This is a genomic window from Amycolatopsis sp. NPDC031561 (assembly GCF_055580625.1).
Genome location: NZ_JBVILA010000006.1, coordinates 201566 through 228107 on the forward strand (window position 1 = coordinate 201566; position 26542 = coordinate 228107).

22 protein-coding genes are annotated in these 26542 nt (G+C 68.9%); 12 read left to right on the top strand and 10 right to left on the bottom strand.

Annotated elements, in window-relative coordinates; all coding sequences use genetic code 11:
* Positions 1 to 237: 237 nt before the first annotated feature.
* Entirely contained in the window at positions 238 to 1224 is a 987-nt protein-coding gene (locus ACZ5IK_RS16285) for a transcriptional regulator (protein ID WP_465488391.1), read from the bottom strand.
* A 435-nt stretch (positions 1225 to 1659) separates the two neighbouring features.
* Here ACZ5IK_RS16285 and ACZ5IK_RS16290 point away from each other — a divergent pair, with 435 nt between their 5' ends.
* A complete protein-coding gene (locus ACZ5IK_RS16290; RefSeq protein ID WP_465488392.1) occupies positions 1660 to 1986 on the top strand; it encodes a hypothetical protein in 327 nt (108 codons plus the stop codon).
* A 57-nt stretch (positions 1987 to 2043) separates the two neighbouring features.
* On the opposite strand, the gene ACZ5IK_RS16295 is transcribed toward ACZ5IK_RS16290, so the two are convergent.
* The 7 genes from ACZ5IK_RS16295 to ACZ5IK_RS16325 all read right to left on the bottom strand — a co-directional run bounded on the left by ACZ5IK_RS16295 (position 2044) and on the right by ACZ5IK_RS16325 (position 10277).
* Positions 2044 to 3270, bottom strand: a complete 1227-nt coding sequence (locus ACZ5IK_RS16295) for a macrolide family glycosyltransferase (RefSeq protein WP_465488393.1) — start codon at positions 3268 to 3270, stop codon at positions 2044 to 2046.
* A 69-nt stretch (positions 3271 to 3339) separates the two neighbouring features.
* Complete coding sequence (locus ACZ5IK_RS16300; protein ID WP_465488394.1) at positions 3340 to 4026, bottom strand: VC0807 family protein; 687 nt, start codon at positions 4024 to 4026, stop codon at positions 3340 to 3342.
* An 11-nt stretch (positions 4027 to 4037) separates the two neighbouring features.
* Positions 4038 to 4568: a hypothetical protein gene (locus ACZ5IK_RS16305; RefSeq protein ID WP_465488395.1), complete on the bottom strand. Its 531-nt coding sequence runs from the start codon at positions 4566 to 4568 to the stop codon at positions 4038 to 4040.
* 123 nt (positions 4569 to 4691) lie between these two features.
* Positions 4692 to 5342: a response regulator transcription factor gene (locus tag ACZ5IK_RS16310; RefSeq protein WP_465488396.1), complete on the bottom strand. Its 651-nt coding sequence runs from the start codon at positions 5340 to 5342 to the stop codon at positions 4692 to 4694.
* On the bottom strand, positions 5333 to 6580 hold the full coding sequence (locus tag ACZ5IK_RS16315) for a sensor histidine kinase (RefSeq protein WP_465488397.1): 1248 nt from the start codon (positions 6578 to 6580) through the stop codon (positions 5333 to 5335). The genes ACZ5IK_RS16310 and ACZ5IK_RS16315 overlap by 10 nt, the downstream gene beginning before the upstream one ends.
* Positions 6581 to 7207: 627 nt before the next feature.
* Positions 7208 to 8674 carry a trypsin-like serine protease gene (locus ACZ5IK_RS16320; protein WP_465488398.1) on the bottom strand — a complete coding sequence of 489 codons (1467 nt, stop codon included), beginning with the start codon at positions 8672 to 8674 and terminating at the stop codon, positions 7208 to 7210.
* A gap of 52 nt (positions 8675 to 8726) precedes the next feature.
* Positions 8727 to 10277, bottom strand: coding sequence for a S8 family peptidase (locus ACZ5IK_RS16325; protein WP_465488399.1), 1551 nt, complete (start codon positions 10275 to 10277; stop codon positions 8727 to 8729).
* Positions 10278 to 10505: 228 nt separating this feature from the next.
* Between ACZ5IK_RS16325 and ACZ5IK_RS16330 the strand changes: the two genes are divergently transcribed.
* Entirely contained in the window at positions 10506 to 13355 is a 2850-nt protein-coding gene (locus ACZ5IK_RS16330) for an ATP-binding protein (protein WP_465488400.1), read from the top strand.
* Between the two features lie 199 nt (positions 13356 to 13554).
* Here ACZ5IK_RS16330 and ACZ5IK_RS16335 read toward each other — a convergent pair whose 3' ends face one another.
* Complete coding sequence (locus ACZ5IK_RS16335) at positions 13555 to 13926, bottom strand: MerR family transcriptional regulator (RefSeq protein WP_410598425.1); 372 nt, start codon at positions 13924 to 13926, stop codon at positions 13555 to 13557.
* Positions 13927 to 14018: 92 nt separating this feature from the next.
* Between ACZ5IK_RS16335 and ACZ5IK_RS16340 the strand changes: the two genes are divergently transcribed.
* The 10 genes from ACZ5IK_RS16340 (at position 14019) to ACZ5IK_RS16385 (ending at position 25229) form a co-directional block, all read left to right on the top strand.
* A complete protein-coding gene (locus tag ACZ5IK_RS16340; RefSeq protein WP_465488401.1) occupies positions 14019 to 15224 on the top strand; it encodes an MFS transporter in 1206 nt (401 codons plus the stop codon).
* A 410-nt stretch (positions 15225 to 15634) separates the two neighbouring features.
* Positions 15635 to 16207: a TetR-like C-terminal domain-containing protein gene (locus tag ACZ5IK_RS16345; RefSeq protein WP_465488402.1), complete on the top strand. Its 573-nt coding sequence runs from the start codon at positions 15635 to 15637 to the stop codon at positions 16205 to 16207.
* A gap of 94 nt (positions 16208 to 16301) precedes the next feature.
* Positions 16302 to 17060: an SDR family NAD(P)-dependent oxidoreductase gene (locus ACZ5IK_RS16350; RefSeq protein WP_465488403.1), complete on the top strand. Its 759-nt coding sequence runs from the start codon at positions 16302 to 16304 to the stop codon at positions 17058 to 17060.
* A gap of 11 nt (positions 17061 to 17071) precedes the next feature.
* Entirely contained in the window at positions 17072 to 18103 is a 1032-nt protein-coding gene (locus tag ACZ5IK_RS16355) for a phosphotransferase (protein WP_465488404.1), read from the top strand.
* Positions 18100 to 19437 (top strand): aspartate aminotransferase family protein, encoded by a 1338-nt coding sequence (locus tag ACZ5IK_RS16360; RefSeq protein ID WP_465488405.1) that lies wholly within the window; start codon positions 18100 to 18102, stop codon positions 19435 to 19437. The genes ACZ5IK_RS16355 and ACZ5IK_RS16360 overlap by 4 nt, the downstream gene beginning before the upstream one ends.
* Before the next feature lie 13 nt (positions 19438 to 19450).
* Complete coding sequence (locus ACZ5IK_RS16365; protein WP_465488406.1) at positions 19451 to 20212, top strand: 5-oxoprolinase subunit PxpA; 762 nt, start codon at positions 19451 to 19453, stop codon at positions 20210 to 20212.
* The gene (locus tag ACZ5IK_RS16370) at positions 20209 to 21108 is read left to right on the top strand and encodes a 5-oxoprolinase subunit B family protein (protein ID WP_465488407.1); all 900 of its coding nucleotides are present in this window, start codon (positions 20209 to 20211) and stop codon (positions 21106 to 21108) included. Before ACZ5IK_RS16365 ends, ACZ5IK_RS16370 begins: the two co-directional genes overlap by 4 nt.
* Complete coding sequence (locus tag ACZ5IK_RS16375; protein WP_465488408.1) at positions 21102 to 22091, top strand: 5-oxoprolinase subunit C family protein; 990 nt, start codon at positions 21102 to 21104, stop codon at positions 22089 to 22091. The genes ACZ5IK_RS16370 and ACZ5IK_RS16375 overlap by 7 nt, the downstream gene beginning before the upstream one ends.
* Before the next feature lie 118 nt (positions 22092 to 22209).
* Positions 22210 to 23454: an MFS transporter gene (locus ACZ5IK_RS16380; RefSeq protein ID WP_465488409.1), complete on the top strand. Its 1245-nt coding sequence runs from the start codon at positions 22210 to 22212 to the stop codon at positions 23452 to 23454.
* A 29-nt stretch (positions 23455 to 23483) separates the two neighbouring features.
* The gene (locus tag ACZ5IK_RS16385) at positions 23484 to 25229 is read left to right on the top strand and encodes a CocE/NonD family hydrolase (RefSeq protein WP_465488410.1); all 1746 of its coding nucleotides are present in this window, start codon (positions 23484 to 23486) and stop codon (positions 25227 to 25229) included.
* A gap of 112 nt (positions 25230 to 25341) precedes the next feature.
* Here ACZ5IK_RS16385 and ACZ5IK_RS16390 read toward each other — a convergent pair whose 3' ends face one another.
* Positions 25342 to 26091: a trypsin-like serine protease gene (locus tag ACZ5IK_RS16390; protein WP_465488411.1), complete on the bottom strand. Its 750-nt coding sequence runs from the start codon at positions 26089 to 26091 to the stop codon at positions 25342 to 25344.
* Positions 26092 to 26542: the final 451 nt, after the last annotated feature.

The window sequence follows — 26542 nt, forward strand, 5'->3', positions numbered from 1 at the left end:
AAAGGATTGGTTTTGGGTTTGGTTTTTGTTTTTCTGGGGGGGGGGGGGGTCCGGGGGTGTGGAGAAAGCCATTTTCAAAACTTTGAGGGTGGCGAAAGTGGCTTTCGCAACACCCGAGGCCGACGTACGGGCGAGCGACTGAACACGCCACCTTTGCCTCACCTCTCAATACCAGAAAAAGCGGCTCCCCCGCCACACCGGCGGGGAAGCCGCGAAATCCTCTGTCGGGCCGGTGGCTCAGGCCACTCCGCTAGCCCTGGCGCGTCGAGCCAGTTCCTGGGCGAAGTCCTCCCAGATCCGGGAGTTGTCCCGGGACAGCTGAGTGACCATCTCGATGCAATGCGAGGGAACCGACGCCGCGATATCGGTCAACGCCTTCGCGCCCAGCACGTTGTCCCGGAACATCCGCAGCAGCCGACGGCCCAGTTCGCTCTGCCGCAACGACGGATCGCGCATCAGCACTTCCAGAGTGACCGCGGGCGGCACACCGGGTTCGGCCGGCTCCGGCGCGGGCGCGACAGCCTTCGGGGCGGGCGTTTCGCCGCGGTCGCGACGATCCTGGCTCGGCACCGGACCCGAACCGCGCTCCAGGCGGCGGCGCACGTCGAGCGCGGTCGCGGGCGACACCCCGGCCGTCCTGGCCAGCTGGCGCAGCGACGCGTCCGGGTTCTCCCGCATCAGCTCGGCCACCCGCAGCCGGCCCTTCGCGCTGTTGAGCGGACGGACCTTGCCGTCCCGCCCGACCCGGAAATTCGACTGCGGCACCGAATCCGCCGACCGCCGCAGCGCCGCGACGGCCTGCGCGCCGAGCCCGGTGGACTTCGCGATCGCCCGGTCGGACATGGTGGGATGAGAGCGGAGGATCCGCAGCGCGGCGGCGGAGCGGTCGGCCTGGGTCAACGGCAGACCGTGCTCGACGTTCGCCTCCACCGATTTGAGGAACGCGTCCTCCGGGCTGCCGTCGAAGAACTCGACGGCGATGGTGTGCTCGCCCTTGAGCGAGGCCGCCATCAGCCGGTGGATGCCGTCCACGACCCGCATCGTCGCGCGGTCCACCTGGATCGGCGGCAGCATCGTCTCCATCGCCGCCAGGCGCAGCACGTGCACCTTGTCCTCGCCGTTGAGCCGAGGCGAATCGCCGGGAAGCAGGCGCACGATCGGCACCGCGTACACCCCCGGCCCGATCAGGTCGTAATCCTGCGGACCCGTTTCGGCAGAAGACACGTCGCTGTCTGCAAGCAACACTGTGCGAACCCCCATATGACGATGGGAAAACCGGGGCGGACAGAGAATGGGGACGCTTTCCGTGACCGCGCCCACAGCGACCGCCCCCAGACGCGGCCGCGCGAAAAACGGTCCCCATTATCACGACAAACGTCGCCGGACTTACAGGAAACATTCGCCGGAACACCCGCCTTCATTGGCGGATGACTCGCTTCCGACACTATTTCCGCGCCGAACCCCTAGCAACCCCTAGCCGATCACCCGGCACCCCTTACCGGGTCCGCCCCGCCCCTCGGATCGGCGGGCCGGGCAGTTGAACACCGGGCTGAACACCCGCGCGGCTGCGTATCTTTCGAGACGGGTGCGTGGAGCAGGTCGTGTCCGGGTGCCCGCCTACCGTTCACAATGCTTGGCAACGTTGAGAGGTGACGTTACGTGGGGCACAAGTTTTCCCTCGTCCTCAGCCGCGAAATCACCGAAGAAGAGTCGGTCACACTGAAGGAGCTGGGGTTCGGCGAGGCGACCTTCGGCACCGACTCGCTCCCGACCAACGCGGACATTCAGGTCACCAAGGTCGATTTCGACGAGAACGTTTCGCCGACGCTCGCCGAGGCGATCGAAGCGGCGCTCGCCGCGGTCAAGAAGGTCCCGGACCTGACCGTGCCCGGCCTGTCCGTGCCCGCCGTGCCGAAGCAGGCGTCGGAAGGCGATGTGATCGAAGGCGAGACCGTCGAGGCGGCCGTGGGCGCCGACAAGGCTTGAGGCGCGCACGAGAGCGCGGCGCCCCGGCCGAGACCGGGTCGCCGCGCTCTCGTGCGTTCAGTCCGGCAGCGCGTCCGCCGCTGTTCGATCCAGTTGCGCCAGCAACGCGTCCGCCGCCAGCATCGCGCCGCGGCGTTCCCGCAGCTTGGCACTGATTTCGTCGAGGTTCGCGCGGATCCGCTCGTCGGCGGCGACCGCTTCCACGCTCTCCCGCAGCCGCGCCGCGGTCAGCTCCTCCGGCGCGAGGACCGTGCCGAAGCCCAGCTCCGCGGCGCGTTCGGCGTTGATCAACTGCTCAGCCTGCTGCGGCACCCCGACCAGCGGGACCCCGAAGAACAGCGCCTCCATCGTCGAGTTCATGCCGCAGTGCGAGACGAACGCCGAGGCCTCGCGCAGCACTTCGAGCTGCGGGAAATGCGGTCGCACGTCGATGTTGCCCGGCACCGGGCCCAGCTCCGCGAGGTCGACCTCCGCGCCCACCGACATCGCCACCTGCCATTCCGTGCCGCCGAAAGCGTCCAGGCAGCTGCGGTAAAATTCCAGGTTGTCGTTGAACAAAGTCCCGAGCGAGATGTACAGCAGCGGTTTCCCGTTGGGCTGCCAGTTCCCGGCGTCTGGTCGTTCGACGATCGTCGGCCCCGGGAAACGGAACCGGTCGTCGAAAGTCTCCCCCTTGATCTGGAATTCCCGGGGGATGAAAACGAGGTTGTGGTCGGCCGGATAGTCGAACATGTCGTAATCGGGGTCGACCCCGTTTTCCTCGGCGAAAGCGCGGACCTTGCGGCCCACCTCCTGCACGGCGCGGATGACCACCTCGACCGAGGCCGGGTCCGAAAGCGCTCCTTCGATGCCCATCACGGTGGCACGGAGCGAGAATTCCTTGTTGCTGGCGTGGGTGGGATGCATGGCGGCCAGCGGGACGCCGAGTTTCTGCGCGACCATCCGGCCGACCGGCGTCATCGCGTCGACGCAGAACAGCTCGGGCCGGTCCGCGGCGAAATGCTCCACCAGCCGGGGGAAGACCTCGACGACCGATTCGTAGAACTCCTCGAACCGCAGGCCGACGGTGCCGGCGTCGAGGAGTTTGCCGTCCCCGGGCGGCAGCGGCAGCCGGAACGGAGCCGGCACCGGCTCCGCACCCGCCGCGGCGACCTGGCCGAGCCGGGCCGGCGCGGTCGCGAAACTGACCCGGTGCCCGCGCGCGACCAGCTCGGACACCAGCGGCAGCGCGGGATTCACGTGGCCCTGCGCCGGGATGCTGACGAAAGCGATGTGCTTGCCCATGGATGTGCCCCTCTGCGAGATTCCTAGAACAGCGGTGGGGACCGGATCAGGAAAAGCCGGGGACTCCGCTCACATGTACGGGACGCCCGCTTCGGCCTCGACCGCTTCGGCGAAACCCTTGCGGCGCGCGTAAATCCGGGTGGCGACCTCGATCACAATGTACACACCGATGAACTGCAGACCGCTGATCAGCGGCACGCTGTCGATCGGCAGGGTGTAGGCCAGTAGCACCCGCACCCCGGCGTCGAGCACGAGCACCACACCCCAGATCGCGGTGATGACCCGGATGACGTGCCGGTAAGTCGGCGATTTGGCCCATTTGAGGTCGGCGCGCTCGCGGGCCTCTTCGGACATCATCGACCGGGTGAGCTGGAAGATGAACGGCATCCGCAGCAGGCTGAGCAGGATCCAGCCGCCGATCACCACCGTCAGCAGGCCGTCCTTGGCCAGCAGCAGCCGCGGGCTCCCGGTGACGAAGGAGATGACGATGCTGAACAGCATGACGCTCAGCGAAAACAGCGCGGTGACGTCGATCTTGCGTTGTTTGACGACCGTGTACACCGCGCGGAGCAGGGCGGGCGCCATGCCGATGGCGAGCGCGACCCACTGGTTGAGCCCCGCGCCGCGCAGACCGTAGAACAGCGCCATCGGGGCCGCCACGTTGATGCCGAGGTTGAGCAGCATCTCGCGGCGGATGTTCTTGGACTCGTGCTCGCTCGAGACGGACTGCACCGTGCTCGTCTGGCTGGTGTTCACTGGAATTCCTTTCAGGGGAGGAAAATCAGCTGCCGATGGTCGGTTCGGGCGGAGGCGGGCAGCAGCGCGTCGGGCGTCCAGCCGCCGTCCGGCCGGTCCGCGCGGACGCGGTCGACCAGGACGAACCAGGCGGTCACCGCGACCGCGAGGTAGGCCGCCATGGTCAGCGCGAGCCGCAGCGGCTCAACGAGCGCCGCGGACGCCGAAGCCCCGCGCCCCCGGCGGTCGAGCGCGGCGACGGTGTAGGCGACCGGCGGGCACACCGCCACCGCCCAGCGCAGCGCCCGCGTGTAGTCGGGATAGGTCTCCGGGCTGATCAGCACCGTGGCGCGGTCGGCGTAGTGCGTGGCCAGCAGGCGGGGGTCGCCGAGGTCCCCGAGCGTGGAGTACTCGGCCTCGCAGGTCGATTCGCCCAGTGCGATGCGTTCGTCGATTTCACTGGTGATCACGGCGCGCAGTTCCCGTTCGAGCTGCGGCCGCGCCCGACACGACACGTGCCGCAAAGCGGCGGCCACGTACCGGTCGGTCAACGTCGCGATCATGCTGCCTCCTTTCGAGTGAACTGAGTGTGGTTGATCCTGTTCGCTGTGTAGGCGTCTGAGGGCATGACGAAACCCGGGCGCCGGAGACCCGTCGGGACCGGTGCCGCTGGCCCGCCGGACTGGCTAGCCGGCTCTGTTCAGGTAGGCGAGGACCGCCAGCACGCGGCGGTTGCTGCTGTCGTCGTCGGTGATGCCGAGCTTGCCGAACAGGGAGGTGGTGTACTTGCTGATCGCGCTGTCGCCGAGGAAGAGACGCTTGGCGATCGCCTGGTTGGACAGCCCTTCGGCCATCAGGCCGAGCACCGAGTGCTCGCGTTCGGTCAGTGCTTCCAGCCGGCGGTTCGAACTGCCGCTGGCGAGCAGTTTGCTGATCACCACCGGGTCCATCGCGGTGCCGCCGCCCGCCACGCGCTCCAGCGCGTCCATGAACTGGTCGGCGTCGAACACGCTTTCCTTCAGGAAGTACCCGACGCCGCCGGTGCCGTCGGCCAGCAGTTCGCGGGCGTAGAGCTGTTCGACGTGCTGGGAGAGGATCAGCACCGGCAGGCCCGGCATCTCGCCGCGGGCGGCCAGCGCCGCGCGCAGCCCCTCGTCGGACTGGGTCGGCGGCATCCGGACGTCGAGGATGGACACGTCCGGCTTCAGGGTCCGCAGGGCTTCCAGGGTCTCCGGGCCGGTGGAGGCCGTGCCGACCACCGTGTGGCCGTACGCCTCCAGCAGGCGGACCATTCCGTCCCTCAGCAGATACAGGTCCTCGGCAACGACTACTCGCACGGCACGCTCATCCTCACTCGGGTCGGACCGCCCACGGGGCTGGTGATCTTCAGGTCGCCATCGAACACCGCCAGGCGGCGCCGCAGTCCGGCGAGCCCCCCGCCGTTCTGTTCGTTCGCCCCGCCCTTGCCGTCGTCCTCCACTTCGATGGCGATGCTGGTGGAGTCCCGGGCGATCAGGACGGTCGCCTTCGTCGCGCTCGCGTGCTTGGCCGCGTTGGTCAGCAGCTCGGCGACGCCGAAGTACAGCGCGGACTCGATGGGCGCGTCCAGGCTCAGCTGCACATCCGTGCTGACTGTCGTTTCGAGCGGGCTGTCCAGCGCGAAGGCGCGCACCGCGTCGGTCAGTCCTCGTTCGTTCAGCACCGCGGGCCGGATGCCGCGGACGAGTTCGCGGAGTTCGGACAGCGAGGCGGCCGCACCGGCCCGCGCATCCCGCAGCAGCGCCCGCGCGCTTTCCGGGTCGTTCTCCATGAGTTTTTCCGCGGTGGCCAGCGAAAGCCCGAGCCCCACCAGCCGCGCCTGTGCGCCGTCGTGCAGGTCGCGCTCGATCCGGCTGATCTCCGCGGCCTGCGCGACCGTGGTGTCCGCGCGCTGGGCGGTCAGCTCGTCCACCCGGTCGGCCAGGATCATCGCGGACGAGCCGCGCAGGAACCGATCGGTCACGGGCGTGATGACTCGCCAGGCGTAGGGCGCGGCGCCCACCGCCGCGACCAGGCCGACCCCCGCGAGCAGGATGCTGACCAGGCCCGGGTCGAGGATCCCCCAGACCAGGCAGGCGACCCCGGCGAGCGGGACGGCCGCCACGATCCCGGCCGTGAACGGCGCGATCCAGACGAATCGCAGATCGCGCCAGGTGGCGGGGTCGCTCCAGAGCATCCGCAGCCGCTGGTCCTTTTCGGCCTCGCGGCGGCTCTTCGCGTACGAGGACCCGTTCCACCAGTACCCGGTGGACATCTGCACCGCCGGCACCGGTTCCCGGTACCCGCCGGGCACGGCCACGCCGGTCCAGCTCCGGCGGAAGAACCGGAAGGTCCAGCAGATCGGCCGGGCGAGCAGGAAGGTGGCCACCACCGCCCACAGCGCGGGCACGGTCGCCGCCCACGGGCTGCCCCACGCGATCATCAGCCACACCGCGGCGGCCCACACGGCCGGGACGACCATGCTGACCGCGGTCAGCGCCGCTGCCCGCCAGAACCCCGTCCCGGCGTCCGCCGCCCACTTCACCAGCCCTCGCATGGCCACGTCCTCTTCCCCTTCGCGCCGGTCCCGTCGATCGGATCTGCGACAAGTCTGCACCGCGAGGTGACCCGTTGTCCGCACCGAGCCACCCGGAGTAGGGCTAGCCCCACCAGGCTGGGCGCACAAGCCCCGCCCCTTGCCCCACCCGAGTCCGACACAACCGCCGAATCGGACGTTTCCGACCTGCCGCGCCGCTCGTTCGGCCCAGTGATTCTGGCCGGTGCGCCGGGGGCTGCGGGCAACGGTCCAGATGTCGCAGCGCACCAACCCTTTCAACAGGTACGTGCGCTCGACTGAGGGTGATCTTGTCAACTGCCGGACTCCGTCCTCCAATGCGGGAACTTGTCCGGTCGTAGCCATCCAGAACGCCGCGAACCGCTACCGGTAGCTCTCCCAGCAGCTTCCGCGCCTCAGCCACTGGCGCCGCCGGGGTGGCGGAGTTGCGATCCGGCGTCACCGGAGTGGCGCTGGGAACCGCAAACGGGAACCGCGAGGACGGCGTGACCAGCGATCAGCCCACCTTCTCTCATGAGGAGCGACCCTCTGAAGCCCGCGACCGCATCGGCGGTCACGGGCTCCAGAGGGTCGAGAGAAGTCCGGATCAGGGACCCGCTGGACCGTGGATCATCGGACGGTGAGGGTGTACTCCGTGGTTCCGGACTTTCCGGTGCTGTCCGTCGCGGTGATGGTCACCTTGTGGGTACCGCGCTGGTACGGGCCCATGACCGTCATTCGCGAAGTGCCGCCGGCGTTGACGGTCTGCGGTGTGAACATCGGCGGGTGAGACAGTCCGGCGCCGCTGAGCCGGATGGGACCCGTACCGCCGGTGACGGTGATCGTCGCGTTGGCATAGCCACCGGGCGGGACAGTCCCGGTGCCGGGCGAGACGGACGGCCTCGGGCCGTCGCCGGTGCCGCCGTCGCCGACCGTGAGCGTGAACTCGGCGGTCTTGGATCCGGAGGCGCCCTTGGCCGCGACGGTGACCTTGTAGATGCCCGCCGGGGTGCTCGCCGCGGTCTGCAGGGTCAGTTTGGCGACTTGCCCGGAGTCGACGGCCGACGAAGGCTGGAAGGTGGCGGTCGTTCCGGTGGGCAGCGCGGACGCGCTCAGCTCCAGCTTTTCCGGGCCCTGGTCGCCCGCCGTGGTGGTGACGCTGGTGGAGACGTGCTTGCCGGACTCGGCCTTGCCGGAGGAGGGTGACAACGCCATGCCGAACTTCCCGTCGCCGGGTTGGGTTCCGCCGATCTCGGCGCGGGCCCAGTCGCCCATCCCGTTGGTCAGGCGCGCCATGATGCTGTAGCGGTCGCAGGCGCTGGAGCCCCACGACGAGACACCGACGATCACACCGTCCACGATGAACGGACCGCCGCTGTCACCCGAGCAGTCGGCGGTGCGCCCGTCGTTGTAACCCGTGCACACCATCAGATCACCGTTGACCCGGATGTCGAAGACCTGGCACCCCGCGGGATCGTTGACCGGCATGGTGGTCTTGCGGAGCTCGCCGGAGCCGCCGCTCGCCGACGTCTTGCCGTAGCCGAGAGAAGTGCCGGACTTGCCCGGCTGCGTGAGCGCGCTGTCTCCCGAGCCCGCCACCTTGGCCCACTGGTTTTCCGGCACCGGGAGGTCGTCGACAGTGGTGACCACCGCGACGTCGTAACCCGTCCTCCAGCCGCCGGAACCGGTGTACTGGGGGTGGGCCTTGAACGAGGCGACGGCCGTGCGGAACGTCTCGTCGCCAGGAGTGTTCAGGTCGTCGTCGCCGTAGAGGTAGCTCTTGGCGCCGGTGGTGTCGACCATGCAGTGTGCCGCGGTCAAGATCTTGCGCTTGCCGACCACGGAGGCGGTGCAGGACTGTCCCTGCGGGCCTCCGCCCCCGACACGCATGCCCGCGATGACGGACGGGTTTTCCTTGACCGTGGTGCGTTCCCCGTTGACGATCCGGGTTCCCGCGCCCGTCGTGCGGAGCTGATCGGTCGGGGTCGCCGCGATGCTGATCTCGTCGGCCGGCGAGGCGGCCGCCGTGCTCATGATGAGCGAGGACGCCGTGGCCAGCGCGAGGGTGAGGGCTACGGCGAAGCGTGGTGTTCTCATCGTTCTCTCCTTCGAAGTCCGAAAAGTGGGCGGCGCTGTCCGTCCACAGTGGTCAGAATGTGATCGACCAGCCGGTGAGCGTGCCGACGTCGAATCGGTAGGTGTCGCGAACCGAGAGTCGCCACGTGCCGTTCGCGTCCTCACGGGATGCGTCGACGGTGAAGCTCTGGTGCACGCCGCCCGATTCGCCGACACCGCCCGCGCGTTTGAGCGGATAGGACGTTCCGCTCGGCCCGACCAGGTCGATGGCGAGATCCCCGGTGTAGCCGTGGTCGATGTCCACCCGCACCGCGAGCGTGGCCGATGCCTTGCCATCGCAGGAATCCTGGCTCACGGAGCTCCCCACCGCGGCGTCCGCGTCGGGGATCGCCACATCCTGGTCGTTGCCCTTGATCCCGCATCTGGGCGGCGTGCCGCCACCCAGGTCACCGACGTAGAGCACCTTGTTCGGCGAGTCGGTCCCGGGGTTGGTGATCAGGTCCGGGGTGGCGCCGCGCACCAGCGCGTCGCTGACCTGCTGCGGGGTCGCACCGGGGTTCGCGGCGAGATAAAGCGCCGCACCGCCGGCGACGTGCGGGGAGGCCATGGACGTACCACTGGCGGTACGGAACCTTCCGGTGTTGTCACTGGAGTGGATGTTGCCGCCCGGCGCGAAGAGGTCGATGCAGCGGCCGTGGTTCCCGCCGCGGGTGCGGTCCTTGTTGAACCAGCCGACGGTGAGCGCCTCCGGGACCCGCGCCGGGCTCACGCCGCAGGCGTCCTTGCCGTCGTTGCCCGCGGAGACCGCGACGACAATTCCCTTGGCCACCAAGGCTTTGACCTGTTCGTCACCGACACCGAGCACATCCATGCCCAGGCTCAGGTTCACTACAGCGGGTTTGACGGCGTTCTTGGCCACCCATTCCATCGCGCTGACCGTGGCCGAGTCCGGGCCGGAGCCTTTGCAGTCGAGTGAGCGCACGGCCACGACCTTGGCCTTCTTCGCCACACCGACGGTTTTACCCGCGATCGTCCCCGCCACGTGCGAGCCGTGCCAGTAGCAGTCACCGGCGTCAGTGTCGTTGTCGAGGAAGTCGTAGCCGTGGCTCGCCCTGCCTTCGAACTCGGGATGCTGGGCCTGCACCCCGGAGTCGATGACATAGGCGGTCACCCCCTCACCCGAATTCGGGAAGGTGTACTTCTTGTCCAGGGCGGCGGTTCGCTGGTCGATCTGGTCCAGGCCCCACGACGGCGGGCTCGGCTGCTCCCCCTCCGCCCTGGTCGTGCCGTCCTGGTGCACTGCCTTGACCGACGGGTCGGCGGCCAGTTGCCGCGCCTGCCGCTCGGAAAGGCCTCGGACCGAAAACCCGTTCAGTGTGACCGAGTACGTGTCGGTCACCTCTCCGCCGTAGCGCCGGGCGAGTGTCGAGGCCTGGCCTTCCGCCGCGGCACGGGCGCCACTTTCGAGCACCACGATGTACTGCCCGGAGTAAGGCCGGTCGGCCTGGACGACAGCCGCTTCCGCTTCCTGTGCCACGGCCACGCCCGCGGTCGTCACCACTGCCGCGGCGGCGACCGCGACGGTGAACAGGTTCGCCATCCAGCTCGTTCTGCTTTGTCGCATCGATTCCTCCATCGCGCGTTCGAGCGGCTGCAGGGGGTTGTGACATCGAGCCGCTCGGGGAATCAGAGTTCGGCCTGGCGGTCAGGGGAACAAGTGTGGTCGCGACCCGTACCGGTACCTGATCCCGTGTGGACGCAAGTGCCGTAGCTCGCGGGGTTATGGCACCGGTGCCCGCCGACCTACCATGTCGGACATTCCTCAGCGGACGGATCACCGACAGGAGCGAGCATGGTCGACGGGCGCGCGGATCCTCTCTCCGACCGATTCCGCTCCCCGCCGATGATCGGCCGAGACGCGGAACTCGCCGCTCTGCTCACCGCGGTGCGCCACCCGCCGTCGGCCGTTTTCGTGGAAGGCCAGGCCGGGGTGGGCAAGTCCAGGCTGGTCACCGAGTTCGCCGCCGCGGCCGCCCGCGACGGTGCCCCGCGAGTGATCACGGGCTCGTGCCAGCCGCTGCCCGACCCGTTCCCGTACGGAGTGCTCCTCGACTGCCTCAGCCAGTGCGGCGACCTGCTGGTCGAGCCCGGCCCGGTGACTGGTGCGCTACGGGACCATCTGCCCGAACTCGCCGACCGCCTGCCACCGGCGCCGCGCGCCCTCGATGATCCCGGCGCCGAGCGGCACCGGGTCTTCCGCGCCGTGCGCGATCTCCTGCGTTCGCTGGGACCGGTCGTGCTCGTGCTCGAGGATCTGCAGTGGGCGGACGAAAAGACCCGCCGGGTGTTGCGCTTCGTGCTGGCGAACCCGCCGCCGGACTTGTCGATCGTGGCCACCTACCGTCGCGAGGATCTGCCGTCAGTGGCACCACTCGGCCACTCCTTCCACCTGCCGCACGGAGTGACGGGGCTCGATCTGGTCCTGTGCCCCTTCGGTGCGGCGGACGTGCGCGCCATGATCGACGCCCTGGTGGGAGCCACCGTGACGTCGCGTCGGTTCGCCGAAGCCGTCCTGCACGAGACGGCGGGGATCCCTTTCGTGGTCGAGGAAACGGTGCGGGCGCTGCGCGACCCGGTGCGGGATGTGCGCGCCGAAGGTGACTTGGCTTGGCGGGTCCTCGAGGGAATGGACGTGCCTGCCTCGGTGGCGGAGGCGATCGAGGAGCGGCTGGGTGCCTTGCCCGACGCCGCGCGGACCCTCACCGAGGCCGCCGCGGTGCTGGGTGTCCCGGAGACGCCCGAGGTGATGGGCGCTGTGGCGGGAGAGGTGACCGCGGCGCACCTGATCGCGTCGCTGGAGTCCGGTGTGCTCGTGGAGGAAACGGCCGACAGATACGGTTTCCGGTACGACATCGCCAGACGCGCGGTGTACGCGTCGCTGCCGGGTCCGCGAAAGCGGGAGCTGCACGAACGCGCCTTGGCGGCGCTGTCCGCCCTCGACCACGCACCCGTCGCCCGCCTGTCCGCCCACGCCAAAGCGGCCGGTATGAAAGCCGAGTGGCTGCGCTACAGCGAACTCGCCGCCAAAGTCGCGGAGGATGCGAACGACGTCTCCACCGCGATCGACTTGTTGGTCGCGGTCCTGGGCGATGCCGAGACCAGTCCCGAGGTCGCGAACCGGCTGGCGACCAAGCTCTGTGACTACGCCCTGACGGGACTACCCGGCGGGATGATGACCGCGCGAGTCGAAAGCCTGCTCGTGGACCCGCGCCTGGCCCCGGACGTCCGAGCCCAGGTTCATTTGTGGTTCGGGCTGTTGCTGCAGCGAGAGACCGGGTCGCTCGACCGCGGCGCCGAGGAGATCGCCCTCGCCCTCGGCCTGCTCGGCGACCAGCCGGAACGCACGGTGCGCGGCATGGCGGCGATGGCCGGGCCGTATCTGGGGCCCGCGTCCATCGCCGAGCACCGGAAGTCGCTCGACCGGGTCGAGGCGACCCTCGACCACCTGCCCACCCGGGCACTGCGCACCGCGTTGCTGGCCACGACGCTCGGCGGGCGGCTGATCGTCGGAGACCCGAGCACCTGGGGGCGCATCTCCCAACTGCCGTCGCCATCGGATGTGCACGACCCCGACGAACTCCACCATCTGGCTCGGGCCCACTGCAACCTGGCGGATGCGTGCTCGTGGATCGGGCACTACTCCAAGGCCCGGGAGTTCCTGCGCGGCGGGATCACCTTGGCCAAGCGGAGTGGGTCCTCTTACGTCGTCGGCACCGCCGAGGCCACGGCGGCCCGGCTCGACTGGCTCAGTGGACGATGGCAGGGACTGGAACAGCGCCTCGACCGCTTGATCGAAAGCTATGAAGACCTGCTGCTGACCACGGACCTGCACCTCACGCGAGGCTGGCTGGCCACGGCACGGGGCGAGTGGGTGCGGGCGGAGAAAGCTTTCCAGGCGGCGACGGGTTCGCACCCGACGGCGCAGGTCTTCCCGGTGGGCATCTCGGCGGCAGGCGGTATGGCCGGCATGCTCCTCAGCCGGGGCGAGACCGCCGCGGCGGAGGAACACGTGAGATGCGGCGTGTTGATGCTGCGGAGCAAGGGCGCGTGGATGTGGTCGGGCGACATCCTGCCCCAGGCCGTCGACTACCACCTGGCAGTCGACGACGTCGACTCGGCACGGCTGCTCGTCTCGGAAACAGCCCATGGTCTACGAGGAGTCGACGCCCCACTGGCCCTGGCGGGACTGACCGCCTGCCGCGCGCGGCTGACCGCGGCCACGAACGACCATCAAGAGGCAGGCCGGCTCTACCGGGAAGCAATCGACCAGCACTGGGACCTGGGCTTGTCCTACCGGGCCACCCAACTCGCCGAGCAGGCCGAGGGCGAAACCTTCACCGACGCCGCGGTGCTCGAAGCCCTGACCCAGTCCTACGACGCCTTGGGTGCCACGGTCGACGCCGCCCGCTGCCGCCACCGCGCCCGCAGTACCGGCACAGCCACCCCATCGCCTCGTGGCAGACGCGGATACGGCAGCGAACTCTCTCCGCGCGAACAGGACGTCGCCCGCCTCCTGGCAGGCGGCCACACCAACCAGGAAATCGCACAGGCCCTGTTCCTGTCCCGTCGCACGGTCGAGGAGTACGTGGTCAAGGTTCGCCGCAAACTGAACGTCTCCTCCCGCCACGACGTCCACCTCTGACGAGGCGCTCCGGACGAAAGGAACCTGACCGCTACGTTGTCGGAAATGCGGGAGGTGGACTGGGATGAGATACGAAATCGGGCCATTCCGCTGCAGCCGGGGCCGGCGCACAACGACGAAGCGGGCACCCGGATGCGCGGGGAGAGTCGCCGCCCGAGCAGGTCGAACACTCCGAAGTTGACCAGGGGCTCGATATCGGTCAGGAGACTCGGATATCGCCGCGTACGGCGTCGAGGTAGTCGGTGATGGCTCGGTGGTTCTTGGTGAAGCATTCGATCTTTTCGGCCATGCGGTCGCGTTCGTGTTCGAGCGTGGCGACCATGTCCGGCGTGACGTAGGGCATGTGGATCGTGCGCGGGGTGTTCAGACAGGGCAGGATCTGCTTGATGATCCGTGTGGGCAGCCCCGCGTCGAGCAGGCCTCGCACCTGGAGAACCCGGTCGACGACGTACTCCTCATAGTCCCGGTATCCGTTGGGCAGTCGATCTGACTCGATCAGTCCCTGCTCCTCGTAGTAGCGCAGCAACCTCATCGGAGTCCGCGTGCGCGTCGACAGCTCACCGATCCGCATATCCCTCTCCTAGCCTCTGTGGCTGGTGTTATGTGACTCGGCGGATACCGCATTTGACCTTCACACTAATGTCACTCATTGATCATAGGGCCATGACACGACCACAGACTCTGCCAACTCGCTCGATGACGAACGCCCGGCTCCCGCTGGCGGCTCTTCTGGCCTTGGCCACCACCGGATTCATCACGCTCCTGACCGAGACGATGCCCGCCGGGGTGCTTCCCGCGATGAGCCGAGACCTGGGTGTGAGCGAGAGTGCCGCCGGGCAGAGCGTGACCGTCTTCGCGATCGGGGCGATCCTCGCCGCGATCCCGCTCACCAAGGCGACGATCGGCTGGCCGCGCCGACACCTGCTGCTGGTGGCGATCACAGGATTCGCGATCGCCAACACCGTCACCGCGCTCTCCGAGAGCTTCGCACTTACGCTGGCCGCCCGGTTCCTCGGCGGCATCGTCGGCGGGTTGCTCTGGGCGCTGTTGGCCGGGTACGCGGTACGGATGGTCCCCTCACATCAGCGCGGCAAGGCAATGGCGATCGCGATGTCGGGCGCGATCGTCGCCTTGTCCATCGGAGTTCCTGCTGCGGCGCTTCTGGCCAAGCTCATCGAGTGGCGATACGCGTTCGGGATCATGACCGTCCTCACGCTCGCGTTGATCGTGTGGGTCATCGCGGCGGTGCCGAACTTCCCCGGACAGGCGAAAGGCTCACGGCTCCCGCTCACCCGCACCTTCCGCATTCCCGGCGTAGCGCCCGTGCTCTTCGTGACCCTCACGTTCGTACTCGCCCACAGCATCCTGTACACGTACATCGCCCCGTTCCTCACGCCACTCGGCATGGCAAGCCAAGTCGACGCCGTGCTGCTCACCTTCGGCCTGGTGTCACTGGTGAGCATCTGGATCACCGGAGCGCTCCTCCATCGGCACCTGCGCGTCCTCATGATCCTCGCGTGTGCGCTCTTCGCGACATGCACGCTGCTGCTTGGCATCTTCTCCGGCGTGCCTACGCTCGTCTACGCCGGCGCAGCGCTCTGGGGGCTCGCGTTCGGCGGCACCTCCACCCTGCTGCAGACCGCGGTCGCCGAAGCAGCAGGTGACGCCGGCGATGTCGCCCAAGCACTCCTCACCACCGGATGGAACATCGGAATCGCCGGTAGTGGCATCATCGGAGGCCTCGTCCTCGGCGGATCGGATGCATCCTGGCTGAGTTGGGTCGCGCTCGCACTGCTCGTCCCAGCACTCGCCACTGTGCTCATGGCACGCAAACACGGGTTCACCAAGGGAGAACTCGGCAGCCGCTGAACCACCGCTGCCCGTGACTGAGTCCCGGAAGCAAGACCCGACGGATCGCTCATGGGTCCGGTACTGCGGACACCACGGCATTGTTCAGCCGGTCCGCGTAGATGATCCCGCAGACCTCTTCGCCCCGGCTGTCGTCCGGGATGCCGATCACGGCGGCTAGCGTGTCTTTTCGTTCAAAGGAATCCTGTACGTGGCCGATCTCTTCGGTGGCAACCGATTCAAACCACTCGCGGCCACCAGAGCCCTGGGATGGGGTGCGTGAGGCGTTCGAGTACGCCCTATCTCGCTCGGTGGACGCCACCCGGGGCGCCGACCGCCTGAACGTCAACGTGTACACGCCGGCAACGGAGCCCAATCGGAGACGACGTGGCTCCAACGACAGCCCCGCCAGCGGACGTTAGCCTGGCTCCATGGCAGACACTCGCCCTGGAGGCCGTACGGCCCGTACGCGCGCCGCGGTGCACACCGCGGTGCGCGAGTTGTTCGCCGAGGGGCATGACCAACCGTCGGTGCGGGAAGTGTCCGAGCGGTCGGGTGTACACGAGGTGACGATCTACCGGCGTTGGGGGCGGATCGAGTCGCTGGTGCTCGACGTCGCGGTCACGCAGCTCAACGAGGAGTCGCCGTTCCCGGACAGCGGCGACCTGCGCCGTGATCTGCTCGACTGGGCGCACGCGGTCGCCGGGCAGGTGAAGACGCGTGAGGGGTTCGCGCTGTTCCACGCGCTCGCCGCGGCCACCTCCCCGCTCGCCGGTGGCAAGCCCGCTCCGACCGCTGACGAGGCCGCCCGGTATCTGCGACAGCGCACCGCCCAGATGCAGCGGGCGTTGGACCGGGTCGAGGCGGCGGGTGGCAAGCCGCCGACAGTCGCCCACATCTTCGATGTCGTGCTCGCACCTATCTACCTGCGCGCGGTCTTCGGCTACGAGTCCCCTGACCAGGACCTGGACGCCCTGGTGGACCGGGCGCTGCGCACGGCCTGAACCTTATCGCAGGAAATCTTGCATTAGCTGTTCCCCTGACGCATACTCCTCGTTAACGTAAGTTTTCTTACATTAAGCGGCCGAGGGAGTATTCATGGCTGGCAGCACACAAACGCTTCGCGACCGGATCGCCGTTGTCACGGGCGCGAGTTCGGGCATCGGGGCGCAGATCGCGCGCGAACTCGGTGCCAACGGTGCCCGGGTCGCTCTGGTGGGACGGGACGCGCAGCGCCTCGAGACGGTCGCCGCGGAGCTGAGGGCGGCGGGCGCGGAGGCCGAGCCGATCGCCGCCGACCTCACGACCGGCGCCGGTCCCGGGAAAGTCGTCGACCGCACGCTCGCGCGCTTCGGGGGCATCGACGTGCTCGTGCACGCTGCCGGGATCTTCCTGCCGACGCCGTTCGCCGACACCACCGACGAGCAGCTCGACGACCAGTGGGCGACCAACGTCCGGGCGCCGTTCCGGCTGACCAGGGCGGCCGCCGGACACCTCGGTGACGGCAGCAGCGTCATCTTCGTCTCCTCCATCTGCGGGCACGTCGGTTTTCCGAACTCCAGCGCCTACTGCGCGACCAAAGGCGCGGTGGAACTGCTGGTCAAATCACTGACCGCCGAATTCGCCCCGCGGGGCGTCCGGGTCAACGCCGTCGCTCCCGGCAACGTGCGCACGAGCATCAACGCGCACCTGCTCGAAGATTCCGACTACGAGCGCCAGATGCTCGAGTCCACCCCCGCCGGACGGGTCGGCGAGGTCGGTGACATCGCGCCGGCGGTCGCCTTCCTCGCCTCCCCCGCCGCCTCCTACATCCACGGTTCCAGCCTGCTGATCGACGGCGGCTGGGTGGCTTCGTGAGGAGCCCCACCATGCCCGGCTTCCGCGAACTCGTGACGGCGAGCGGCCTCGACGCCGTCACGGAGCACCTCGACGAAACGCTGGTGCTCGCCGCGCTGCGAGACGTGCACGGCCTGTCCGGCAGGCTCGAACGCGTCGCCTCGGAGAAGGACGAGACCTTCGTCCTGCACACGGCAGGCGCCCGCCACCTGGTGAAGGTGGGTGGTGAGGGCGAATCGGCCGAGGATCTCACGCTGCAGACGGCGGTGCTGCGCCACCTCGCGCGCACCGCGCCCGGCCTGCCGATCCCGGTCGTCCGGTCCGGTGTGGACGGAGCGGACGTGCACGACGTCGCGCCACTGGACGCGAGCGGGCCGAGACTGCTGCGGGTCCTGTCGTACCTCCCTGGCGAACCGCTGAGCGGAAGTGAGGCCGATCCGGCACCCTTCGGCCGCTACCACGCACAGCTCATCCGCGCGCTCGCCGGCTTCCGCGGTGAGAACCGGGAACGGACCTTGATCTGGGATCTGCGCCATCTCGGCGCTCTCGCTCCCGTACTGGACACAGTGGACAGTGCGGACCGCATGCTCGCGCGCGATGTACTCGCCGAGTTCGCGCTCCACGTCCGGCCCGCCGGACTGGACACCCAGGTGGTGCACAACGACTTGAGCCCGCACAACCTCCTTGTCGGCACTCGTGGAGCCTTGACCGGGATCCTCGATTTCGGCGACGTGGTGCGCACGGCGGTGGTCTTCGACCTCGCGATCGCGTTGTCGAACCTTCTCGAGGTGGACGCCGCCGACCCGTGGGCGGTCTCCCTCGCGTGGCTGCGCCACTATCTCCGGATCAGGCCGGTCGCCGAAGAAGAACTCAAGCTTCTTCCGCTGCTGTCGACGGCGCGACTGGTACAGCGGGCGCTCATCTCGTCGTGGCGGGCCCGGCGGGATCCGGCACGCGCGGCGTATGTGCTCTCGCACGCCTCCCGTGATTGGGCGACGGCTCGAGTGACGTTCGCCGGTCTGGACGCCGCGGCCGAACGGGTACTCGCGGAGTCGCGGCGATGAGCGGCCCGCGCGGGCCGGAAATGGTCAACGGCTTCACCGGCGCGTCTTTGGCCGCGCAGCCGCCGCACATCCGGGAGCTCCTCGTCCGGCGCGAGAAGGTGCTCGGGCCGGGGTACCAGCTGTTCTACACGAACCCGGTCGAGGTCGTCCGTGGCGACGGCGTGCACCTCTACGACTCCGCGGGCAACGAGTACCTCGACGCCTACAACAACGTCGTCTCGCTCGGACACTGCCATCCCGCCGTCGTCGAGGCGGTCACCCGGCAACTGTCGAAGCTCACCACGAACACCCGCTACCTGCAGGCCGATCTGCTCGACTTCTCCGAACGGTTGCTCGAGACGTTCCCCGCGGAACTCGACCGGGTCACCTACACCTGCACCGGCTCGGAAGCGAACGATCTCGCGTTGCGCATCGCGCGGGCGCACACCGGCAACACCGGGATCATCGTCACGCGCAACGCCTACCACGGGGTGACCGCCGAGGTGGCGGCGTTCTCCCCGTCCCTCGGCCCGACCTCGCCGCTGGGACCGCACGTGCGCACGATCAGCGCGCCGGACCCCCTGCGGCAGGGCACCTCGGTGGTGGCCCAGCTGCGCACCGAGATCCGGGCTGCCATCGACGATCTCCGGCGGCACGGGTTCGGGGTCTGCGCGCTCGTGGTGGACAGCATCTTTTCCTCCGACGGTGTGCAGCCGGTTCCGACGGATCTGCTCGGCGTACTCGCCGCCGAGGTCCGTGCGGCCGGCGGGGTCTACCTCGCGGACGAGGTCCAGGCGGGGTTCGGCCGCACGGGAACGGGATGGTGGGGTTTCGGCAGGCATGAGGTCGTGCCCGATCTGGTGACCCTGGGAAAGCCGATGGGCAACGGGATCCCGGTGGCCGCGACGGTGCTGCGACACGAGGTCGGCCAGGAATTCGGCCGGAACGTGCGCTACTTCAACACTTTCGGCGGCAGCAACGTACCGATCGCCGCGGCCGCGGCGGTGCTCCGCACCATCGAAGGCGAAGGTCTCATCGACAACGCCCACAAGATCGGCGCACAGCTGAAGCGGGGATTCGCCAGCATCGTCTCGGACCACCCTCGCCTCGCCGACGTGCGCGGCGCCGGGTTGTTCCTCGGAATCGAGGTGACCGCACCGGAAAGCACGGACCCGGACCGGGTCCTCGCCCAGTCCCTTGTGGACGATCTACGCGAACACTTCGTGCTCGTGTCGGCGTCCGGGCCGCACGGCAACGTCATCAAGATCCGGCCACCGCTGGTGTTCGACGCCTCCGACGCCGCACTGCTGCTCGAACGCTTCGCCGATTCGGCCGTCCGAATCCTTCCCACCTGATCCGGAGGTGATCATGACCGCACCGACGATCGACCTGAACGCGGACGCCGGCGAAAGCTTCGGCCGGTGGACGCTCGGCGACGACGAAGCCTTGTTCCGGCACATCACGACCGCCAACATCGCCTGCGGCTATCACGCCGGCGATCCGGCGACCATGCGGTCGTCCCTGATCCGCGCACGGGAGGCGGGGATCGCCGCGGGCGCCCACCCCGGCTACCCGGACCTGCTCGGCTTCGGCCGCAGGGCGCTGCCCGCGACCGACTCCGACGTGGTCGACTACATCCTTTACCAGGTCGGCGCACTCGCGGGGCTCGCCGCGGTCGAGAACGTGCCCCTCACCCATGTCAAACCGCACGGCGCGCTCATGGGGCGGATCTGCCGTTCGCCCGAACTGGCGACCATGGTCGTGCGGGCGCTCCAATCGGTCCTCCCGGGCATGCCGCTGATGTTCGCGCCCACCGAGGCGATGCGCGCGGTCGTCGCGGCGGGGTTGCCGGTCATTCCGGAGAACGCGGCCGACCTCGACTTCGACCAGGACGGGATCAACATCGTCGAGCCGGTCCCGCGAACCAAGGACCCGGAAGCGATCGCCGATCGTGCGCTGGACATGGCGCGCGGCACCGTCCGCACGGTCGGCGGGACGGTGATTCCGATGCCGGTGCGCTCGATATGCGTACACGGTGACCGGCCGAACGCGGTCGCGGTCGCGGCGGCCGTGCGACGGCGCCTCGAATCGGCGGGATTCCTCCTGCGCGCCCCCGAGCAGGCGCCATGAGCGGCTACGAGTTCTTTGCCGACGGCGCACGGGCCAGCTTCGGTGGCGACGAGTTCGTGTTCGTCGAAGTGTGCGAAGGGATGGACCTCGCGCAAGCGCTGCGGATCCAGGCGATCACCGGGGAGCTGGCCCGGCGCGAGTTGCCCGGCGTCCTCGACGTGGCCCCGGCCAACGCGAGCTATCTCGTGCGCGCCGACCCGGACGTGCTGCATCCGCGCGAACTCGTGCGAGCGCTGGCCCGCTTGCACGACCGGTTCGGGGAGGCGGGCTCGGTGGCGCTGGACACGGAGATCGTCGAGATCCCCGTGTGGTACGCGGATCCGGAGACCGAGCGGACCTGCCTGAAGTTCCGGGACCGGCACCAGTCGCCGACGGAGACCGACATCGCCTACACCGCGCGAATCAACGGGCTGGCCTCGGTGGCCGATCTCGTCGCCGCGCACACGTCGGCGCCGTTCATCGTCACCTTCCCGTGTTTCAAGCCGGGCAACACCGAATGCGTCCAGCTCGTGCCGCGCGAGCGGCAGATCCAGGCGCCCAAGTACCTGCGGCCGAGGACGGAAACCCCGGCCAGGGCGGTCGCGCACGGCGGTGCGTTCACCGTCGTGTACCCGACCGCGGGGGTCGGTGGCTACCAGCTGCTCGGCCGCTCCCCGGTCCCGGTCGCCGACCTCACCCAGCGGACTCCCGGGTTCGAGACATCGAAGGTGCTCGCCACGATCTCGACGCTGCTGAGCTTCCGGCCCGTCCCCGGCGAGGAGTACGAGCAGCTGCGCACCGACTCACGCGAGGGCCGGTACCGGTATCGGCGCGCACCGGTGCGTTTCGCACTCGCCGAGTTCCTCGCCGACCCGGCAGGCTATCCACGCACTTTGGAGGCGGCGTTGTCATGCTGACGGTCCTCTCCCCCGGCGCCCGCACACTCGTCCAGGATCTCGGCCGCGACGGGCAATACGCCATCGGACTGCCCCCTTCGGGAGCGCTCGACCAGTACTCGCACCGCTGCGCCAACCTGCTCGCGGGCAACCACGAGAACGCGGCGACGCTGGAAATCACCATGATCGGACCGGCACTGCGCTTCACCGAACCGGCGACCGTGGCGGTCACCGGTGGCGAAGCCGCCGTCGACGTCGACGGCGTGCCCGTGTCGTGCTGGCGGACGCTGTTCGTGGAACCCGGCCAGGTGCTGCGGATCGGCACGCTGCGCACCGGTTGCCACGCCTACCTCGCGGTGCGCGGAGGGATCGGGACCGAGCCGTTCCTCGGGAGCCGGTCCACCTACCAGAGTTCGGCGATCGGCGGGCACGACGGCCGGGCGCTCGTCTCCGGCGACGTCTTGCCGGTCGGTGACGAGACCGGGATGTTCCGTCCCGGCGCGGGCAGCACCGTCGATCCCCGGCTGCGTCCCGTGCTCGGCGGGCACCAGCGCCTCCGGCTCGTCGAAGGACTGTGCCGCCACCGGTTCACCGACGAAAGCGTCCGCGAGTTCTTCTCCTCGACGTTCACCGTCTCGCCCGAATCCGACCGCACCGGTCGCCGCCTGATCGGGCCGGCACTGCGGTTCGTCGACCGTGAAGCCCCGTTCGGCGCGGGCGACAACCCCAGCAACGTGGTCGACCTGGGCTACCCGGTGGGGTCGGTGCAGGTACCCAACGGCGAAGAGGCCATCTGCCTGCTGCGCGACGCCGTGACCGGAGGTGGCTACGCGACGATCGGCACGGTCGTGAGCGCCGACCTCGACGTGCTCGCACAGCTCAAGGCACCGGACACGGTCGACTTCGTGCCGGTGTCACTCGATCAGGCGATCGCAGCCCGCCACGAGCGTCACGACCGGCTCAAACAAGTGCGGCACGGCCTGCGACTGCTCTCCCTGTACTGAATCCCGTTCCGGCACCATCCGGCCGTCCCGGAGGACGGCGCGAACCCCCGTTCGCCATCCCGCACGTGCCCGCGTGCCGTCGACTTTCCGTACCCCACCTGCTCCGAGGAGCACCGCCATGACCACCCCCGATCTCGCCGGCTCCACGCTGACCGGCAGCACCCCGGCGTCCGGCGCCGCCAAGTGGACCTTCCGGACCCTGCTCATCCTGCTCGTCCTCGACCTGACCTACCTCGTCAACGCGATGGACCGGCAGGTGTTCGCCATCCTGCTGCCCGATATCAAGCAGGCCTACGCGCTCACCGGCAACCAGGCCGGGACGCTGTCGACGATCTTCACCCTCGGCATGGGCCTGGCCGGTATCCCGGCCGGTTATCTGGCCGACCGGATCGGCCGGAAACGGATCATCATCGCGAGCCTTCTGCTGTTCTCGATCACCTGCGCGCTCCAGGCGACGGCGGCCGGGCTCTTCGACCTGACCCTGTGGCGGATCCTGTCCGGTGTCGGCGAAGGAGCCCAGAACGCGGCGCTGTACGCCGCCGTCGGCGCGTACTTCCACCGCAACCGCGCGGTGGCGATCGGGTCGATCAACGCCGCGTTCGGGCTCGGCGCGTTCGCCGGTCCGCTCTTCGGCGGCGCGCTCCTGTCTTCGACGGGCGACTGGCGTGTCCCGCTTTACGTGTTCGGCGCGATCGGTCTCGTGATCCTCGTCGTCCTCATCTTCGCGGTGCCGCGGTCGGTGACGGAGATCGGCCGCCACGAGGAACCGCGTGCCACGTCGGCACCGGGCGGTGCCGTCCGCTTCTTCAATCGGCGCGTCGTCTGCTGCACCATCGCCACCGTCGCCGCGGGCTTCACCATCTACGGCTACCTCGGGCTGTATCCCACCTATCTCCGCGAGACGCACGGCTACGCATCCGATCAGACCGCGCTAGCCGCCGGCATGTTCGGGCTCGGCGCGCTCACGGCGGTCTTCTGCGGCATCTTCGCCGACCGGTTCGACCAGCGGCTGGTCAACGTGGCCGGATTCGCCGCGATCGCCGGATGCGGGGCCGGGATCTTCCTCTTCGGCGCGACCTATCCCGCGCAGCTCGTGTTCTCGCTGTTGCTGGGGGTCGCCTTCACCGGGGTCGTCTACACCAACACCAGCGCGCTCATCCAGCGTTCGGTGCCCAGCGCGAAGGTCGGCCGGGCGACGGGCCTGTTCGTCGCGGCCATGTACATCCCGGCGAGTTTCTCCGGCTATTTCTTCGCGGCCACCAAGTCCGCGCTCGGCTGGCAAACCGCCGGGGTCATCCAGTTGTGCGCCATCCCGGTCGTCGGCCTCGTCGCCATGGCCGCGATGGGCAAGGCGCGCGACTGACCACAAAGGACAGAAGAAGAAAGGAAGCCATGACACAGCACTACGAGCCCTACAGTGAAGTGCGTGACGGCATGCGGGTCGACTGGGATGTGCGGATCACGATGAACGACGGGGTGACGCTCGCCGTCGACATCTTCCGGCCGGACGACGACGAGCCGCATCCGGTGCTGCTGGCGGCCAGCCCGTACGGCAAGGGACTCGCGTTCGCGGAGGGGTTCGCGTCCGCGTTCTCCGCTCTCGTGCGTGAACACCCCGAAGTGGCGGAGAAGTCGACCAGCGCGTACCAGGTCTGGGAATACCCGGACCCGGAACGGTGGGTCCCGGAAGGCTACGTCTGCGTGCGGATCGACGTGCGCGGTACGGGCGGCAGTGAAGGTGAGATCGACTTCTTCTCCCCGCGTGAGTCACAAGACCTCTACGAAGCGATCGAATGGGCCGGCGTCCAGCGGTGGAGCAACGGCAACGTCGGCATGCTCGGCATCTCGTACCTCGCGACCAACCAGTGGCAGGCCGCCGCGCTGTCCCCGCCGCACCTCAAGGCCATCTGCCCGTGGGAGGGCGCGTCCGACTTCTTCCGCGAGTACACCCACCACGGCGGGATCCCGTCGGAGTTCATGCCCGGCTGGGCGCCGCACCAGGTGCTGCGCATCCAGCACGGCCGCGCGGACGCAGCGGTCAATCCGAACACCGGCCGTAAGGTGTCGGGCAAACCGGTGCGCACGGAGGAGGAACTGCGAGCGGCCGCGATCCGGATCTCCGAGATCCTGCTTGCGCGGCCCGTCATCGACGACTACTACCGGGACCGCACCGCGGTACTGGAGAAGATCACCGTTCCCGTGCTGACCGCCGCCAACTGGGGAGGTATGGGCCTGCACTCGCGCGGGAACTTCGAGGGCTACCAGCGTGTTTCGTCCGAGCGGAAGTGGCTGGAGGTGCACGGGCTCGAACACTGGACGGAGTTCTACACCGACTACGGCCTCGATGTGCAGCGGCGCTTCTTCGACCACTTCCTCAAAGGCGAGGCCAACGGGTGGGACGACCAGCCGCCGGTTCAGCTGCAGGTCCGCACGCCCGACGGCTTTTTCCCACGATACGAACGGGAATGGCCTCTCGCGCGCACGGAATGGACCGAACTGCACCTCGACCTCGACACCGGTGCCTTGACCGACCGCGCTCCGGCCGGCGCGCAGCACTCGGAGTTCGTCGCGCGGTCGGAAGGACTGATGTTCACCTTGCCGCCCGCCGACCGGAAGGTGGAGTACACCGGCCCCGCGGCGCTGAAACTGTTCGTCTCGTCCACGACCGAGGACGCCGACCTGTTCGCCACGGTGCACCTGTTCGACCCCGAAGGCACCGAAGTGCTATTCCCGACCGCCTTCGAGCCACACGGCCCTGTCGGCCAAGGCTGGCTGCGCGTCTCGCACCGCGAGCTCGACCCGGACCTGTCTCGACCGTACCGGCCATGGCAGCGGCACACCGAGATCTCCCCGCTGGTCCACGGGCAGGTGTATGAAGTGGACGTCGAGATCTGGCCACTGTCGATCGTCGTCCCGGCCGGCTACACCCTCGGGGTGTCCGTGCGCGGCCAAGACTACGAACACCACCTGCCCGGGCCGCACGAGATCGTCTACGGTCGCGAAATCCGCGGCAGCGGCGCCTACTGGCACGAGCTCCCCGGCGACCGGGACCGGCCGGCCTTCCACGGCCGGACCACTCTGCACAGCAACGAGAAGCAGCGGCCGTATCTGCTCCTGCCCCGGATCCCGCGGGCCTGAGTGCTGCCTTGTCCGGTGGCTGCCGGCCCTGCCCGGCAGCCACCGGGATCGTCGTGTGTGCGCCACCCACCGGCCGGACCGGACCGCCGGACAGGAGGCGGCCCGGTCCGGATCAGGCGCCGATCACCTGGTGGATTTCGTCCAGCACCAGGGAGACGTTGCCCGCACCCGCGGTGCGGTCGCGGTCCGAATCGTTCTCCACCGCGACGATGGTGTCCCGCTGCCCCGGCCCGGTGGCCATGATCGGGCCACCGGAGTCGCCGCCACCGGGAATGCCGGTGATCCAGCCGAGACAGAGGTCCCGGCCGTCTCCGCCGCCCGGCGGGGTGAACCGTTCGCAGCGCGATCGGTCCGGGGGAAGCACCCGCTGAACGGCCTCTTTGAGCACATCGGATTGACAGGTGGTCTCGTCCTCCTGACAAGTCGCGCCCCACCCGTACTGTCGCACGATCTGCCCGGGATGCACGGAATCCGCGGCCGGAAGCCGGGCGGGCTTGACGTCCATCGGCGGCACCCTGATCAGCATCATGTCCGCGATCCCGACCCCGTGGGCGCTGCCGGGCACCGGTCGCACGGTCGTGCCCTTGCGCTGGTCCAGATCGCCCACCCGGAAACTGATGCGGGAATCGTCGATCTGCTGTCCCGCGTCGAAGTAGCAGTGCGAGGCACTGAGGATCCACTCACGGCTGATCGCGGTCGCGGTGCAGAACGGCGTCTCGTCGACCACCATCCGGACCGCCCATGGCGCATAGGCGCTGACCGAACCGCCGATCACCGCGGAGGCGGCGGGGGCGGGGACGACCGCGCCGAGCGCCACCAGCGCGGGAAGCACGACCAACCTGTTCAAAGTACGGAGCTTCACCGTGCGTTCTCCTCGTTCGGTCCTTTGTGGAACGGTGGGATCGTCCCATTCTCACCGACACCGAGAACTTTCGCGAAAGCGCGCTTTCCGCGCAACCTCGACGCCGGCCGCACGTCCACTCCGGACATCGCAGGTCACCGTCGATCTTCCGGCACCACCGCCGCCGCGAGGTGCCCGGCCGGACATCGAAGAGTGTCCGGTCGTGCAACGCGCCGGCCTGGACCGGCCACACGGGATATGTCCAGGCGGGGGGTCGTGAGTGACAAAGAGGGTTCTATTTGAGAGGTAAGTCAAAGGTGGCGTGTTCGTGGGGTGGGCCGGCGACGGGATGAAGGCGCCCTTTGCCGCGCCCGATGCCGAGTGGCCGTGGGGGGGGGGGGGGGGGGGGGGGGGGGGGGGGGGGGGGGGGGGGGGGGGGGGGGGGGGGGGGGGGGGGGGGGGGGAGAAAGGG